The 15374-nt window shown below is 68.0% G+C and carries 15 protein-coding genes; 9 read left to right on the forward strand and 6 right to left on the reverse strand.

The window, feature by feature from the left end; genetic code table 11:
* Positions 1 to 16 precede the first annotated feature (16 nt).
* Positions 17 to 589 carry a cob(I)yrinic acid a,c-diamide adenosyltransferase gene (locus tag BO996_RS02700; protein ID WP_071953942.1) on the reverse strand — a complete coding sequence of 191 codons (573 nt, stop codon included), beginning with the start codon at positions 587 to 589 and terminating at the stop codon, positions 17 to 19.
* Positions 590 to 770: 181 nt separating this feature from the next.
* Here BO996_RS02700 and BO996_RS02705 point away from each other — a divergent pair, with 181 nt between their 5' ends.
* Together BO996_RS02705 and BO996_RS02710 are read left to right on the forward strand one after the other, a co-directional pair.
* Positions 771 to 1124, forward strand: a complete 354-nt coding sequence (locus BO996_RS02705) for an EF-hand domain-containing protein (protein WP_071953943.1) — start codon at positions 771 to 773, stop codon at positions 1122 to 1124.
* Positions 1125 to 1206: 82 nt separating this feature from the next.
* Positions 1207 to 2631 carry an FAD-binding oxidoreductase gene (locus BO996_RS02710; protein ID WP_071953944.1) on the forward strand — a complete coding sequence of 475 codons (1425 nt, stop codon included), beginning with the start codon at positions 1207 to 1209 and terminating at the stop codon, positions 2629 to 2631.
* Here the strand turns inward: BO996_RS02710 and BO996_RS02715 are convergent.
* Positions 2621 to 3526 carry a LysR family transcriptional regulator gene (locus tag BO996_RS02715; protein WP_071953945.1) on the reverse strand — a complete coding sequence of 302 codons (906 nt, stop codon included), beginning with the start codon at positions 3524 to 3526 and terminating at the stop codon, positions 2621 to 2623. The two genes, BO996_RS02710 and BO996_RS02715, sit on opposite strands and share 11 nt — an antisense overlap.
* Positions 3527 to 3652: 126 nt before the next feature.
* Here BO996_RS02715 and BO996_RS02720 point away from each other — a divergent pair, with 126 nt between their 5' ends.
* Positions 3653 to 4861, forward strand: coding sequence for a CaiB/BaiF CoA transferase family protein (locus tag BO996_RS02720; protein WP_013799976.1), 1209 nt, complete (start codon positions 3653 to 3655; stop codon positions 4859 to 4861).
* Between the two features lie 71 nt (positions 4862 to 4932).
* A complete protein-coding gene (locus tag BO996_RS02725; RefSeq protein WP_071953946.1) occupies positions 4933 to 5934 on the forward strand; it encodes a Bug family tripartite tricarboxylate transporter substrate binding protein in 1002 nt (333 codons plus the stop codon).
* Between the two features lie 324 nt (positions 5935 to 6258).
* Here the strand turns inward: BO996_RS02725 and BO996_RS02730 are convergent, their stop codons facing one another.
* The 3 genes from BO996_RS02730 to BO996_RS02740 form a co-directional block, all read right to left on the reverse strand.
* Positions 6259 to 7446 (reverse strand): IS481 family transposase, encoded by a 1188-nt coding sequence (locus BO996_RS02730; RefSeq protein ID WP_071953947.1) that lies wholly within the window; start codon positions 7444 to 7446, stop codon positions 6259 to 6261.
* Positions 7447 to 7712: 266 nt separating this feature from the next.
* Positions 7713 to 9002, reverse strand: a complete 1290-nt coding sequence (locus tag BO996_RS02735; RefSeq protein WP_071953948.1) for a M20/M25/M40 family metallo-hydrolase — start codon at positions 9000 to 9002, stop codon at positions 7713 to 7715.
* Positions 9003 to 9159: 157 nt separating this feature from the next.
* Positions 9160 to 10434 carry an MFS transporter gene (locus BO996_RS02740; protein WP_043795639.1) on the reverse strand — a complete coding sequence of 425 codons (1275 nt, stop codon included), beginning with the start codon at positions 10432 to 10434 and terminating at the stop codon, positions 9160 to 9162.
* Positions 10435 to 10499: 65 nt separating this feature from the next.
* On the opposite strand from BO996_RS02740, the gene BO996_RS02745 reads away from it, so the two are divergent.
* The 5 genes from BO996_RS02745 to sorU all read left to right on the forward strand — a co-directional run bounded on the left by BO996_RS02745 (position 10500) and on the right by sorU (position 14512).
* Positions 10500 to 11522, forward strand: coding sequence for an AraC family transcriptional regulator (locus BO996_RS02745; RefSeq protein ID WP_071953949.1), 1023 nt, complete (start codon positions 10500 to 10502; stop codon positions 11520 to 11522).
* Between the two features lie 98 nt (positions 11523 to 11620).
* Positions 11621 to 12196: an RNA polymerase sigma factor gene (locus tag BO996_RS02750; RefSeq protein WP_071953950.1), complete on the forward strand. Its 576-nt coding sequence runs from the start codon at positions 11621 to 11623 to the stop codon at positions 12194 to 12196.
* Positions 12193 to 12780: a hypothetical protein gene (locus tag BO996_RS02755; RefSeq protein ID WP_012201996.1), complete on the forward strand. Its 588-nt coding sequence runs from the start codon at positions 12193 to 12195 to the stop codon at positions 12778 to 12780. The genes BO996_RS02750 and BO996_RS02755 overlap by 4 nt, the downstream gene beginning before the upstream one ends.
* Positions 12781 to 12814: 34 nt before the next feature.
* Complete coding sequence (sorT, locus tag BO996_RS02760) at positions 12815 to 14068, forward strand: SorT family sulfite dehydrogenase catalytic subunit (RefSeq protein WP_071957012.1); 1254 nt, start codon at positions 12815 to 12817, stop codon at positions 14066 to 14068.
* Positions 14069 to 14164: 96 nt separating this feature from the next.
* A complete protein-coding gene (sorU, locus tag BO996_RS02765) occupies positions 14165 to 14512 on the forward strand; it encodes a SorU family sulfite dehydrogenase c-type cytochrome subunit (RefSeq protein ID WP_034368558.1) in 348 nt (115 codons plus the stop codon).
* Positions 14513 to 14528: 16 nt separating this feature from the next.
* Here sorU and BO996_RS02770 read toward each other — a convergent pair whose 3' ends face one another.
* Positions 14529 to 15353 carry a methyltransferase type 12 gene (locus BO996_RS02770; RefSeq protein ID WP_071953951.1) on the reverse strand — a complete coding sequence of 275 codons (825 nt, stop codon included), beginning with the start codon at positions 15351 to 15353 and terminating at the stop codon, positions 14529 to 14531.
* Positions 15354 to 15374 lie beyond the last annotated feature (21 nt).

The following is a 15374-nucleotide window of genomic DNA, read 5'->3' on the forward strand; positions in this document are numbered from 1 at the left end:
CAGGTTCAGTGCAGGTTCACTCTTCGGCGGTCTGTGCGCGGGCCATCCGCTCGCTCTTCCAGTAGACGTCGTCGCCGCCATCCATGCGGTTGAGCACGCGCGCCAGTACGAACAGCAGGTCCGACAGGCGGTTCAGGTATTGGCGCGGCGCGGGCCGCATGGCCTCGCCCTGCTCCAGCGCCACCACCATGCGCTCGGCGCGGCGTGCCACCGTGCGGCAGACATGGGCCTGGGCCGCGGCGCGGCTGCCGGCCGGCAGGATGAATTCCTGCAGCCGGGGCAGCTGCGCGTTGTAGTGGGCCAGCGCTTCATCGAGCTGCAGCAGGGCCTCGTCCTTGAGCAGTTCATAGCCGGGAATGGACAGCTCGCCACCGAGGTTGAACAGCTGGTGCTGCACATCGACCAGCAGTTCGCGCACGTCGTCGGGCAGGGCATCGCACAGCAGCAGGCCGATGTGGGAATTGAGCTCGTCCACATCGCCCATGGCGTGCGGGCGGCCGCTGTTCTTGGAGACGCGCGTGTTGTCGCCCAGGCCCGTGCTGCCGTCGTCTCCGGTGCGCGTGGCGATCTGTGTCAAACGGTTGCCCATGGGCGTTCTCCTTGGCGGTGCGGGGGTGGAAAGCCGGACCCGTAACGGCCCAACACCCAATTGTGCGTTACAGGCGGCACGCAAATGTTGTAGCAGGCAACAGCCGGCAAAAGTGCTGGCCCTGCTGCGCTGCAACAGGTGGAATGCAGTCATGTTCCACGTTCGACAAGGAGTTCGACACATGACCTCTCAACTGCGCAAAGTCTCTGGTTTTGAAATCCGCAGCGTGATGTTGTTCGCGGCCATTTCGCTGGGCAGCGTTGCTGCCATGGCGCAGACACAGGCACCTGCCGCGCCCCCGCCTCCCGCCGCCCAGATGGGACCTGCCGCTGGTGTGCAAAGTGCCCCCACCCCCGCTGGCACCAACGATGTCCAAGCCGCATTCGACCGCGCCGACACCAACAGGGACGGCAAGCTGAGCAAGAAGGAGGCCGAGGCCCTGCCCGCCGTGAGCAGCAATTTCGCCCAGATCGATGCCGACAAGAACGGATCGCTGTCGCGCGATGAATTCAGCAAGGCTGTCCAGCCGCGCTGACACCCGGATGCCTGGCGGCTGACCTACACGGTTGGGCGACAGGGCCGGTGGTATTCTTTCCAGTTCCCCCTGGAGAACACCGATGAACGCCCCTGTCGCCCCCGTCCGCCTGCAGCCTGACTTCGCTCAGCGCCCCATCCCTGAAGCCTTCCTCCAAGCCCTGGCCCAGCGTTTCGGCGCCCAGTGCTCCACGGCTTTGGTGGTGCGCGAACAGCACGGCCGCGACGAGGGCGCCATCCAGGCGCCCCCGCCTGCGGCCGTGGTCTTTGCCGAAAGCACGCAGGACGTGCAGGACGCGCTGAAGCTGGCCGACCAGCATGCCGTGCCGGTCATCCCCTACGGCGCAGGCTCCTCGCTCGAAGGCCATCTGCTGGCCGTCGAAGGCGGCATCAGCCTGGACCTGAGCCGCATGAACCGCATTCTCTCGGTCAACACCGAGGACCTGACGGTCACCGTGCAGCCCGGCATCACGCGCAAGCAGCTCAACGATGCCATCAAGGACACGGGCTTCTTCTTCCCCATCGATCCCGGCGCAGATGCCTCCATCGGCGGCATGACCGCCACGCGCGCCAGCGGCACCAATGCCGTGCGCTACGGCACCATGCGCGAGAACGTGCTGGCGTTGGAACTGGTCACGGCCAGCGGCGAACTGATGCGCACCGGCACGCGCGCCAAGAAAAGCAGCGCGGGCTACGACCTCACGCGCCTGATCGTGGGCAGCGAAGGCACGCTGGGCGTGGTCACCGAGATCACGGTGCGCCTGTACCCGCTGCCCGAGGCCGTGAGCGCGGCCATCTGCTCCTTCCCCAGCATCGAGGCCGCCGTGCGCACGGTGATCCAGACCATCCAGATGGGCGTGCCGATCGCGCGCGTGGAGCTGGTGGACGTGAACTCGGTGCGCATGGTCAACGCCTACAGCAAGCTCACGCTGCGCGAGGAACCCATGCTGCTGATGGAGTTCCACGGCTCGCCCACGGGCGTGAAGGAGCAGGCCGAGATGGTGCAGGACATTGCGGGCGAGTTCGGCGGCAACGCCTTCGAATGGGCCGAGCGTCCCGAGGACCGCACGCGATTGTTCACAGCCCGCCACAACGCCTATTTCGCGGCTGTCTCCAGCCGCCCCGGCTGCCGCTGCATCACCACCGATGCCTGCGTGCCCATCAGCCGCCTGGCCGATGCGCTGCTGGACTCGGTGCGCGAGGCCGATGACAGCGGCATTCCCTACTTCCTCGTCGGCCACGTGGGCGACGGCAACTTCCACTTCGGCTACCTGATCGACCCGGACAACGAGGACGAGCGCTCGCGCGCCGAGCAGCTCAACCACCAGCTGGTGTCGCGCTCCATTGCGCTGGGCGGCACCTGCACGGGCGAGCACGGCGTGGGCATCCACAAGATGGATTTCCTGCGCGAGGAAGCCGGCGACGGCGCGGTGCAGATGATGCGCTCCATCAAGCAGGCGCTGGACCCGAAGAACATCCTGAACCCCGGGAAAATCTTCAGCCTCTGAGTCCCTCCGCCGCGGCCTTCTCGCGCAGGAAGTCGATCAGCGTGGTGATGGCCCGCGTCTGGTAGTGGGACGGCATGTACAGCAGGTACTGGCGCGTGGCCAGAAAGTCCAGGCTGCCGGGCGGCAGCGGCAGGCGCTCAAGCGCGCCGCTGGCCAGTTCGGCCGCCACCATGTAGCGCGGCACCACGGCCACGCCCAGGCCCTGCAGCACGGCATCGCGCAGGAAGTGGAAGTTGGGCGACATCAGGCGCGGGCGTATGCGCAGCTCGGTGGGTCGGGCGCCGTTCATGCCCGCCGTGCGCAGCTTCTGGCCCGTGAGCGCCGAGGTGATCAGCGGCACGCGCTTGAGCGCCAGCAGCGAGTCGGGATGGCCATGCTGCGCCAGGAACTGCGGCGTGGCGCAGGCCTCGTAGAGCACATCGCCGAGCTTGCAGGCCACCAGGCTTTCAGGCGGCTCGGTCATCACGCGCACGGCGAAATCCACGGCGCCCTGCATCAGGTCCTCGATGTCGTTGTCAAAGATCACCTCCAGCGTGATGCCCGGGTGCATGCGCATGAACTCCGTCAGCCAGCCCGACATCTGCAGCTGGCCGTAGCCGCTGGGCACGCTCAGCCGCACGGTGCCCTGCAGGCTCTGGCCCAGGCTGTCCACCGACTCGTCCGCCGCCATGGCTTCCTGGCGTATCGCGCGGCCATGGGCATACAGGCGCAGGCCCAGCTCGGTGGGCTCGACCTGGCGCGTGGTGCGGCGCAGCAGCTGCTGGCCGATCTGGCGCTCGAACTGGTTGAGCCGGTGGCTGACATTGGCGCGGCTCATGCCCAGGCGCACGGCGGCGCGGCTCAGGTTGCCGGCTTCGATGATGTCCACCAGCAGGGACAGTCCGCCCAGATCCATTGTCAAACCTCAGTACACACAATGTCCATTTTTTAGCACGATTGTCAAAGTCCATAAACGAATGAAGAATGCGGGCCTGCCCGGGCTCTGGCCCGTGGCGGTTTTCGTGGTTCGACAAGGTTTCGCATGAGTGCTCTCCCCTCTTCCCTGCCGCTGGACGGCGTGCGCGTCCTGGATCTTTCGCGCGTGCTGGCCGGCCCCATGTGCGCCATGGCGCTGGCCGACCTGGGCGCCGATGTCGTCAAGGTCGAGCACCCGGGCCGCGGCGACGACACGCGCGACTGGGGCGTGCGCGTGGGCCAGCGCAACACCTCCTACTTCAACAGCGCCAACCGCAACAAGCGCTCGGTCACGCTGGACCTGCAGGCCGAAGAGGGCCTGCGCATCGCACGCGAGCTGGCGGCCGACAGCGATGTGGTCATCCAGAACTTCAAGGTCGGCGGCGCCGAGAAGCTGGGCCTGGGCTACGAGCAGCTGTCGCAGCTGAACCCGCGCCTGGTGTACTGCTCCATCTCGGGCTACTCGCGCAGCGGCCCCGAGGCCACGCGGCCCGGCTACGACCTGGTGGTGCAGGGCGAGTCCGGCATCATGGCCATGAACGGCGAGCAGGGCCAGGGCCCGCTGAAGTTCGGCGTGGCCGCCGTGGACATGTTCACGGGCATGTACTCGGCCCAGGCCATCCTGGCCGCGCTCTACGAGCGCGAGCGCAGCGGGCGCGGCCGCCATGTGCAGATGGCCCTGTACGACTGCGGCCTGATGATCACCAGCTACTACGGCATGGAGGCCTTGCTCAAGGCCGGCGACCCGCCCAAGTTCGGCAACGCCCATCCGTCCATCGTGCCCTACGGCGTGTTCGAGGCGGCAGACGGCCCGCTGGTCATCACCGTGGGCAACAACGGCCAGTTCCAGCGCTTTTGCACCGACGTCATCGCCAAGCCCGAGTGGGCCGCCGACGAACGCTTTGCCACCAATACCGCACGCTCGGCAAACCGCGATCTGCTGATGCCGCTGGTGCAGGCCGAGCTGCTGCGCTTCACGCGCGCCCAACTGCTCGAATGCCTGACGGCCGCGCAGATTCCCTGCGGCGAGGTGCTGGGCCTGTTCGAGGCCCTGAACTCGCAGCGCACGGCCGACGCCGGCCTGCTGCACCGCTTCGAGGACAGCGAGGCCGGCAGCCAGTCCGTGCTGGCCCCGCCCTATGCGCTGGACGGCCAGCGCCTGCCCGTGCGCCGCCCGCCGCCGCACCAGGGCGAACACACCGACGAGGTGCTGCAGCAGCGCCTGGGCCTGGACGAACAGGCCCGCGCCGCACTGCGCGCCAAAAACATCATCTGAGAGCGCGCAGACGTTCCCACCCAGACCGCTCCACGGCTCTCATTTCCACCCCTTCCCGCTTGAGGAGACATATGACTTCCACCCCCTTCCAGGCCTCGCGCCGCCAGATCCTTTCCGCCGCCTGCGCCACCGCCATCGCCACGCTGGCTCCCACCGCCCGGGCCCAGAGCCAGTGGCCCGACAAGCTGATCAAGCTGACCGTGGCCTTCCCGCCCGGCGGCCCCACCGACACGGCCGCGCGCATCGTCGCGCAGCGCCTGACCGAGCGCCTGGGCCAGACCATCGTCATCGACAACCGCCCCGGCGCCTCGGGCTCGGTGGGCACGGCGGCCTTCATCAAGTCGCAGCCCGACGGCTACTCGCTGTCCATGTTCGGCATGCCCGCGCTGCTGGCGCCCATGCTGTTCAACAACAACCTGTACGACGTGCGCAAGGACTTCCTGCCCGTGGCCACGGTCTATGACCTGCCCATGGCCATCGTCATCAACCCGCGCGAGCTGCCGGACGTGACCAACCTGCAGCAACTGATCGAGCATGCCAAGAAGGCCAAGCCGGCGCTGAACTACACCAGCTCGGGCACGGGCAGCTTCGGCCATCTGTCCATGGAGCAGCTCAAGGACCTGGGCGGCTTCGACATGCAGCACGTGCCGTACCGCGGCAGCGCGCCGGCCGTGACCGACCTGATCGGCGGCCAGATCGCCGTGATGTTCGCCGACGTGGTCGCCGCCCTGCCGCACATCCAGGCAGGCAAGCTGCGCGCCATTGCCGTCAGCTCGCAAAAGGCCAAGCAGCTGCTGCCCAATGTGAAGTCGGTGGCCGAGCAGGGCTTCCCCGGCTTCGACGCCGACACCTGGGGCGGCCTGATCGCCCCGCTGAACACGCCTCCCGCCGTGGTCCAGCGCCTGAACCAGGAGCTCAAGCTCATCCTGGCCGAGCCCGAGCTGCAAAAGAAGATGCTGGCCGCAGGCGCCATCGCCACCTACCAGGACGGCGCAGCCATGAAGGCACGCCTGAATGCCGACTTCACGCGCTGGAGCAAGATCGCGAAAGACAAGAACATCTCTTCGCAGTAAAGAACACAGAGCGCCCCACGATGAGCCTTCAGGGCATGCCGCAAGGCATGCCCTTTTTTACGGCCGCAAATGCTCGGCGCCTGCTGTTCACTCCCGTATGGCCGCGCCTGCGGCGTGGTGGTTGCGGGGTTGCAGTCCTGCCGAAGGACAGGACTGCTTCGTCAACTGACTCGCTGCGGTTGTCTGAGCGGAGTTCACGCAGTGAACGCAGCGAGTTCCGCAGCGAACCCCGCAACCGCCACGACGCAGGTTGCCCCGCAGCGAAGCGAAGGGGTCGCGGACATTCGGGTCTGTACGTGTCAAGGACATGGGTAACAACTCAGCTCACAGACATGGGTAACACTTCAAGCTCACATAGTCCTTCTGGGGTCCTCGCACATCCTCTTCGTTGAAGCAGCCCAGTCGCACCGGCCCCAGATACACATCCCACTGGCCAGCGGCCACCTCCTGCATCCCGATCCACTGCCCCGCCAGCAGGTAGCCTATGTAGACCCGCAGCGCTCGCCAGTAGATCAGGCCGTTGTGGCTGACTCGAACTCGTTCCCAATGCTTCGGGTACTGCAGCTCGGGTAGCTTTGAGGGGTATGGCCTGGTCGAGTCGCTGTAATGCTGGGCCGGCATGCTTTGCTGCAAGGCCTCATGCGGGCGCTGCTGGTTGTAGTGCTCCACAAAGGCATCGAGCTGCATCTGCAATGCCGCTTTGTCCGCCGCAGGCTCTTTGCCTAGGGCATGCTTGAGCGTGCGGTGCATCCGCTCGTGGCGACCGTTTTGCTGTGGCTTGCCCCTCTCGATGCGCTCCGGCCTGATGCCCAGCCTTATCCACCATATCGCCAGGCGTGACAGGCCCGCCACGCCAGTAGTCGCGAACGGCGGACCGTTGTCACTGCGTATGCGCTCGGGCAGTCCGTATTGCCGAAACACTTGTTCAAAGCTGCGTTTGGCATCCTCGTAGTTGGGGCTGTCGTAGACATGCACGGCCAGCAAATAGCGGCTGGCGTGGTCCATGATGGTCAATGGATAGCACCAGTGACCATCGGCTGTCTTGAACTGGCCTTTGTAGTCTGCACTCCACACCCCATTGGGCTGCTTGCTCGTTCGCAAGGGCTGGGCCGTAGGCACCGAGCGTCTGCGTACACGCCTGCTGCAAACAAGCCCCTCAGCCTTCAGCACGTTGTAGATGGTGGTTTTGCTGGGTGTCTCCTGTGGGCCCCAACGCTGCAGGAGCAAGGCGTGCAGCTTCTTGGGCCCCATCTGTGACCTTTGCTGCGTGCGCAGCTCAATGATGGCCCGGCGCTGTGCATAGCTGATCGCCTGATTGTTCCCGTGGGGCCTGCGACTGCGTTCTTGCAATCCATCCATGCCCAGTTGGCGGTAACGCTCAACCCACTTGTAGGCCGTCTTGCGGCTGATGCCGTAGCGCCTGCACAGCTCGCTCAGCGGCACACCACCGCGCAGGTGGTCGGCTATGAAGAGCAGTTTCTCGTCCATGGGTGCGCACTCCTTCCAGGGCATGGTGATCGCTCCTTGGCTGCTGTTGGCTCCAGCTGCCAAGCTTGGATCTGTTACCCATGTCCTTGTACTGATGTGTCACCTATGAGTGTGAGTCGTACCGGGTCGCCTTCTTTGACCTGACCTTTCTTGGCGAAACAAGAAAGGGCAGTCGGCTGCCGGGCCGAAACCCGGCCTCGAAAAACAACCACCCGGCAGGGTCAGAAAAAGCGACTCAAGCCACCGTCTGGCTTTGGCTTAACGCAGGAGTGCAGCCTGATAGCCGACCCTTACTTGGAAAGATCCATGATCATGCGCGTGGCCAGGTACAGGCGCGGCACGATGGTGTTCAGCTGCACATACTCCGCATCATTGGAGTGCGCGCCGTAGCCGCTCAGGCCAAAGCCCTCGATGACGGCACCCTTGGCCTTGAGCGCCGCAAACGCCGCGTCGGTGCCGCCGCCCGTGGCCTTTTCCATCACGCTCATCTTCAGGCCCAGCTCATCGCTGTAGATGGTCTGCGCCTGTTTGGCCAGGCTGCGCGAGGCCTCGTTTGCCTCCAGCGGCGGGCGGCGCACTTCGAACTTGAGCTGCACCTTGCTGGCGTCCAGCAGCTTGTGGCCCACCTTGGCCTGCATGGCCTGCTCCAGCGCCGTGAAGTCGGCCACGCGCAGCGCGCGGGCGTCGGCCTGGGCCGTGGCCTCGGCGGGAATGACGTTGCGGTTGGTGCCGGCCTTGGCCACGGTCCAGTTGAGCTTGAGGCCGGTCTCGGGCTTGGACAGGTCCTTCATCTGCAGCAGCTGGTGCGACAGCTCGTACAGCGCGTTCACGCCGTCCTCGGGCTTGGCGCCCGCGTGCGAGGCCTTGCCCTCGACCTTGAGGTAGGCCGCGCCGATGCCGCTGGTGGCCAGGCGCACGCCGCCGTCGGTGCCGCCGCCTTCGAACGAGAAGACCGCATCCTGCTCGGCGCCCATGCGCGTGATGGTGCTGCGCGCGCCGGGCGAGCTGATTTCCTCGTCGCTGTTCATCAGCACGGTCAGCGTGCCGTAGTTGTCGAAGCCCAGCTGGCGCAGCATGGCCACGGTGTGCAGGATCAGGGCCACGCCCTGCTTGTCGTCGGCAATGCCCAGGCCGTAGGCGCGCTCGCCGTCGATGCGAAACGGCTGGTCCTTGAGCATGCCGCGCAGGTAGACCGTGTCCATGTGGGCGATCAGCATGATGCGGCTGCTGCCCTTGCCCTTGAACTCGGCATGCACCATGGGACCGATCTTCTCGGGCGTGTCACCCAGCCGGTAGACGTCGGTGGGCTGCAGGATCTCGACCTTGCCGCCCTGCTCGCGCAGCTTGCCGGCCACGTAGTTGGCGATCTGCTCCACGCCCTCCATGTCCTTGCTGCCTGACTCGATGTGCACCAGGTCGCGCAGCGTGTCCAGCAAGGGCTGCTGGTGCTTTTGCGCCAGCGCCTGGATATCAGCCTTGGGCGCAGCCAGGGCACTGCCGGACAGGCCGGCCATGGCAAGGGCCAGCGCCAGCGGGGCGCTGCGGAACATGAGGGAAAGCGGTGCGAAGGCGGAACGCATGGACAGGTCTCCTGTGTTGAAAAAGTTGTGCCTGCACGATAGCAGGCGCCGCGCAGGGCGCACGCAATTGCCGTGCCTGTTTTGTCCATCTCACTGCCCAAAGCAAAGGCCCCGCAAGCCTTGGCTTGCGGGGCCTTGTGGGGAGCGAGACCCGGGATCAGCCCGCGCTCAGCGCCATGCCGCCCTTCTTGCTCACGCCATCGCCCACGACCACGGCCGACACCACGCTCAGCACCAGGGCAATGGCCGATCCGTAGAACACGCCGTGGCTCATGCCGTGGTCCAGCATGTAGCCGAACACAGGGGCTGCCAGGCAAAAGCCCAGGTCCAGGCCCGAATACACCGTGCCGTAGACGCGGCCGGTGGCGCCGGGGGGCGCGGCGCGCTTGATCAGCATGTCGCGCGAGGGGCCGGCCAGGCCCGTGCCCAGGCCCGCGATGGAGGCCACGGCCACGGCCGCCATGGCCGGCAGCCAGCCCGTGCCGACCAGAAACAGCGCAACGCCCGAGCCCAGCATGCAGATGGAAATCACCTTCTCCAGCCGCTGCACACGGCCCACGAGGAAGCCGCCGGCCAGCATGCCTGCCGCGCCGCAGAGCATGTAGCCCGTGACGATCAGCGCCGTCACGCTCAGCGGCAGTCCGTACATGGACTGCATGGCGGGGCTGGCAAAGCTCTGGATGGCGCTGAGCGCGCAGGTGCTCCAGAAGAAGAACGAGAAGCACAGCCAGACCGAGGGCAGCTTCAGGAAGGCCATGGGATGCTCCTGCGGCACGGCGGCCGCAGCGGCGCGCGCTGCGGGGGCCTGGGCATCGGCCGCACGGTCGTCCAGCGCCTCGCGGTTGAGCACCATGATGGTGAGGATGACGGCGGCCAGGGCCGCGCCGCACAGGCAGGCCAGGCGCCACGAGCCCGTGGCCGTGGTGATGCCCGCCATGAACAGCGGCGCCAGCGCCCAGCCGATATTGCCCGACAGGCCGTGCACCGAGAACGCATGGCCGATGCGCTTGGCCGACACGCGCTTGTTGAGGATGGTGAAGTCCACCGGGTGGAAGGGCGCATTGCCCAGGCCCGCGAAGAAGGCTGCCAGCAGCAGCATTCCATAGCCCTGTGCCAGGCTGGCGACCACGCCCGCCACGGTGAAGCTGCCCAGCGCCGCAAACAGAATGGGGCGCGCACCAAAGCGGTCCACGGCAAAGCCGGCCATGGCCTGTCCCACACCGGAGACCACGAAGAACAGCGACACCATCACGCTGAGTTCGGCATAGCTGTAGCCGAACTCGGCGATCAGCCACGGGAACAGCGGCGGCAGCAGCAGGTGGAAGAAATGCGAGGAACCATGCGCCAGGCCGATCAGGCCGATGGTGCGCACATCGCTGCGCAGCGGGTCCGGAGCCACGGCGTCCGGCATGGAAGAAGAAGAGGCGGTCATGGGCCGCATCTTAGGCAGCAGCGTTTCGTCTTGTATGCGATAGTCTGCCAACTTCTGTCGCAAACATGCCAAAGCCTGTCTCCACGCCCGGCACCCCTGCCCACACCCTTGCCGACCCTTCTGCCGACACCCTGCCCAGCGCCTGCCCCGCAGCCGCACTGCGGTCGGTGCGCAGGGCCCGGCCGATGGAGCCGGTCGAGGCCCTGCATCCGCACCTGTTCGTGCCCACGCCCCAGCGCCCCGTGCGCGCCAAGCAGCATCGCCTGTCGGCACGCACGCGCGTCATACCGCACAGCCACAGCTGGGCACAGATCGCCATCTCGCTGGACGGCGTGCTGCACCTGTCGGCGCCCCAGGGCACGCTGATCGCCCCACCCTCCAAGGCCGTGTGGATTCCGCCCGGCCTGGTCCACGCCGTGGCCATGGTCGAGGAAGCCGATCTCGTCTCCATCTACGTGCTGCAGGACGATCCGGCCCAGGGCCCCGTACTGCCGGACCTCCCGTCCTGCGGCGTGGCCTGCAACCCGCAGGACTGGGCACGCTGCCGCGTGCTGGAGGTTTCGCCGCTGATGCGCGAGCTGATCACGGCCCTGCCCAAGCAAAGCGATGACCAGCCCGCCCCGGACGCCGCCACCCTGCAGCGCGAGCACCATCTGAGCGCCCTGCTGCTGGAAGAACTGCGCCGCGCCAGCGAAGTCCACCTTGGCGTGAACATGCCCCAGGACAAGCGGCTGCGCATGCTCTGCGAGGCCGTGGTGGCCGACCCCACCCAGCACGAGAGCCTGGCCGACTGGGCGGCAGACACCGGCGCCAGCCCGCGCACCGTGGCCCGGCTGTTCCAGCAGCAGCTGGGCTGCAGCTTCACCACCTGGCGCCAGCAAGTGGTGCTGGCCCATGGCCTGAGCCTGGCCGCGCGCGGCCTGCCCATACAGCAGATCGCCGCCGAGCTGGGCTACAGCCCCAGCGCCTTCAGCGCCATGGTGCACCGCACGGTGGGCATGCCTCCGGCACGGTTCTTCGGGCAGCAGGCCGGTTCCGCTGCCCACAGGGTCGGAACAGGCGCTGTATCGCGGCCGACCAGGGAATGACAGGGAGCCATCGCCTCTTCGCGATAGCTGATCCGATATAGGGTTTGCCGATGGGCCGGCCATGGAATGCGGCGGCGCCCTGCGTGCTCTTATGCCGCATGATCTCCACCGCCGAGTCGCGCTACAACCAGTGGGTGCGCGAGCACTACCGATTCCTGCTGCGCAGCGCCTGGGCGCTGACCGGCTCGCGCGCGCTGGCCGAGGATGTGGTGCAGGACTGCTTCACCAGCGCCTGGCGCTTTCGCCACCAGCTGCGCGAGGCCGCAATGGCACGGGCCTGGCTGTTCCAGATCATGCGCCGCCATGCCTTCCGGCACCTTGCGCCATCGGCCCATCTGGTCAGCGATGACGAGGCGCTGGACCAGCATCCCGCCCCCTCCCCCTCGCCTTCGGCGCTGGACGACCGGCTCGACGTGGTCAAGGCGCTGGCGCGCATCGCGCCCATCCACCGCGAAGTGCTGGTGCTCTATTACTTCGACGACATGCCCACGGCCCAGATGGCCGAGGCCCTGGACATTGCGCCGGGCACGGTGCTGTCGCGCCTGTCACGCGCCCGCGATGCGCTGAAGGCGGCGCTGGAGCAGGCGGCCCCGGCGCCTGCGCCAGAGACTGCCAGCGTGATTCCGCTGCGCCCCACCCCGCTGCGCCCCACCCGATACCAAGGCTTGAAATGACTGCCCCGGACACGACCGACGAATCGGCCTTCGACCTGCGCGCACGCGCCGAACTGGCCCTGGCCTTCGACCCCGGACCGCACGGCGAGCCGCCCGCCCATCTGCTGCGCCACACGCCCTGGCATGCGCGCAGCGGCGTGCGCCGGCTGATCGCCGCGCTGCTGGTGGGCAGCTCGGCCGCCACCGCCGTGTTCGCCATGCGCCCGCCCGAGCTGGTGCGCGCCGCCATCGAGCACGAGTACTACGAGCGCACGCTGCGCGGCAGCTTCATGCCCGAAGCCGAGGTCGCGCGCCGCATGGACCTGCCGGCCGGCGAGAAGCTGCCCGGCTACACCCAGCTGATGCGGCCCTGCGACATCGACGGCACGCGCGCCTACCACCTGACCACCTTCTTCGAGAAGGGCGGCATCGTCACCGTGCTGGCCTTCGACCAGCCCCAGCGCCTGGCCGATGGCCAGGGCTGGTGGGCCAACATGCACTGGCAGGTCGTTCGCTCGCGCGAAGGCCGGCCGCTGGTGCTGGTGGCCCAGAAGAAACAGGCCCTGGCCGTGGCCAGCAAGGCCCTGGGCACCCCTGCCCCATGAGATGCCCCATGACAACCACCACGAGGAGACACCCATGAACCACTTGCCGACATCCCCCACCTCCCCCGCGCGCCGCAGCCTGCTGGCCGGCAGCGCCAGCGCACTGGCCGCCGCAGGCCTGGCCGGCCTGCACCAGGGCGCACTGGCCCAAGCCCAAGCCCAAGCCCAGGCACCCGCAGCTGCGGCAGCACCGGCGGCCAAGCCCCTGCCCGGCTACGCGGGCTGGAAGAAGGCCGATGCCCTCATCGTCCACAGCTCCACCACCATAGAGACGCGGCGCGGCGCCTTCGGCACCAGCGTGATCACGCCCAGCGACCAGCTCTATGTGCGCAACAACCTGCCCACGCCGCCCGAATCCATCGTGGCCGACCGCGATGCCTGGCAGCTGCAGGTGGAGGGCGTACGCCAGCCCCGCAGCCTCAGCGTGCGCGAGCTCAAGTCCCTGGGACTGGAGACCGTGGCCATGGTGCTGCAGTGCTCGGGCAATGGCCGGGCCTTCTTTCCCAGCAAGCCCAGCGGCACGGCCTGGACCGTGGGTGCGGCCGGCTGCGTGGTCTGGAGCGGCGTGCCCGTGCGCGAGGTGGTCAAGGCCCTGGGCGGTGTGTCAGACGGCGGTCTCTACATGACCGGCACGGGCGGCGAGGTGCTGCCTGCGGGGCTGGACCTCAAGAGCGTCATCGTCGAGCGCTCGGTGCCGCTTTCGGCCATGGAAGACGCCCTGCTGGCCTGGGAGATGAACGGCGAGCCCATCCCGCTGGCCCACGGCGGGCCGCTGCGCCTGATCGTGCCCGGCTACACGGGCGTGAACAACATCAAGTACATCAAGCAGCTGGCCTTCACGCCGCGCGAGAGCGAGGCCCACATCATGTCCCACGGCTACCGCATCTCGCCACCCGGCAGCAAGGGCGACCCGAGCCAGCCCTCGGTGCAGGAGATGAGCGTCAAGTCCTGGATCAACTCGCCCCTGCCCGAGGACGGCGGGCAGGCCGCCGGCCTGGTGCAGATCCACGGCGTGGCCTTTGGCGGCATGGACGCCGTCAAGGGCGTGGAGGTGTCCACGGACGGCGGCAAGAGCTGGCAGGCCGCGCGCCTGATCGGCCCCGACCTGGGCAAGTACGCCTGGCGCCAGTTCGTGCTGCAGGCGCGCCTGCCCAAGGGCACGCATGTGCTGGCCAGCCGCGCCACCGACGCGCGCGGCCGGGCCCAGCCCGAGACGCGCGGTGAAAACCAGAGTGGCTACAACAACACCAGCTGGGCCGACCACGCCGTGACCGTCACCGTGGCCTGAGCACGGCCCGCGCGCTCATCCCGCCACCCCTTCTCTTCACTCCCGTCACTTCCCGCACACGGCGCCAGACCGTGGCGGGCCCGTACCCCCATTGCCATGTTCACGATGAAACACCTGATCCACACTGCCCTGCTGGGCAGCACTTTGCTCGGCAGCGCGCTGCTGTCCGCCCCCGCCTTTGCCGATGAAGCGGCCCAGATGGCCCTGGGCAAGAAGCTGTTCGCCACGGCCACGCCCGCCTGCGCGCTGTGCCACACGCTCAAGGACGCGGGTGCCGAGGGCGCCATCGGCCCCGTGCTCGACGAGCTCAAGCCCGACGCCGCGCGCGTGGCCCGTGCCCTGCGCGACGGCATAGGCGCCATGCCCTCGTTCAAGGCCACGCTCAGCGAGGCCGATATCGCCGCGCTGTCGCTCTATGTGAGCAAGGCCAGCGCGAAGAAGTAGGCGCCACGCACAGCCGTCACCGGCGTTCCTGCAGTTCCCGCCGCGCCTTTTCGTAGGGCGTCTCCTCGGGCTCGGGCACATGCACCACGGCCTCGCCGGCACCGCCCAGCGGCATGCGGTAGACCCAGAGGCTATGCCGGCCCGGGCCCTGGCGCTGCCAGGAGGGCTCCACGCCGGGCAGCGCAAAGTCCAGGCTGACCAGCCAGGCGCCCTCAGGCAGCTCCGTGGCGGCCTTGACGGCCGCACGGCCCATGCTTTCGGGGCGCTGGAACAGGTAGACCATCTGGTAGCCGCTCCAGTCGGCCAGCCAGATATCGGCGCGGCGCACGCGGGCCCAGGGGCAGCGCAGCGCGCACAGCCAGCGCAGCGGCCAGCTCCACTCCATGCCGTTGAGCCGCGCCTGCGGGTACTGCCCGCGCAGCGCGCGCAGGCCGTCACCCAGGCCGCAGCCGGCATCGAGCACGGCGGCGCCATCGGGCAGCGGCGCGGCATCGGCCAGGCCTTGCAGCGCATCGGTCGGCGTGGGAAACAGCGGCGCATCGCGCCAGGCGTTGAGCGGGTAGACCAGGGTGAGCAGGCCCAGCGCCGCCAGCCACAGCCAGGGGCTGATGGCGGCCAGGCCGCCCGGCCCCCACAGCATCAGGCAGGACAGCGGAAAGCCCGCCGCCACGGCCAGGCGCCGCCACCAGGGCGTGGCCAGCAGGCTGGCGAGCACGCCCAAAAAACAGGCCGCCAGCCAGGCGGCCAGCGGCCCTAGAGTCGATTGCAGCGCGGCGTAGACAAGCCAGGCGCCCGCCCAGGCAAGAAGGGCCGAGGCCGGCCAGGGAAGGCGCCGCATCATGCGCGCCCTCCGGCCGGGAGC

This window comes from Delftia sp. HK171 (assembly GCF_001886655.1).
GTDB classification, from domain to species: domain Bacteria; phylum Pseudomonadota; class Gammaproteobacteria; order Burkholderiales; family Burkholderiaceae_C; genus Comamonas; species Comamonas acidovorans.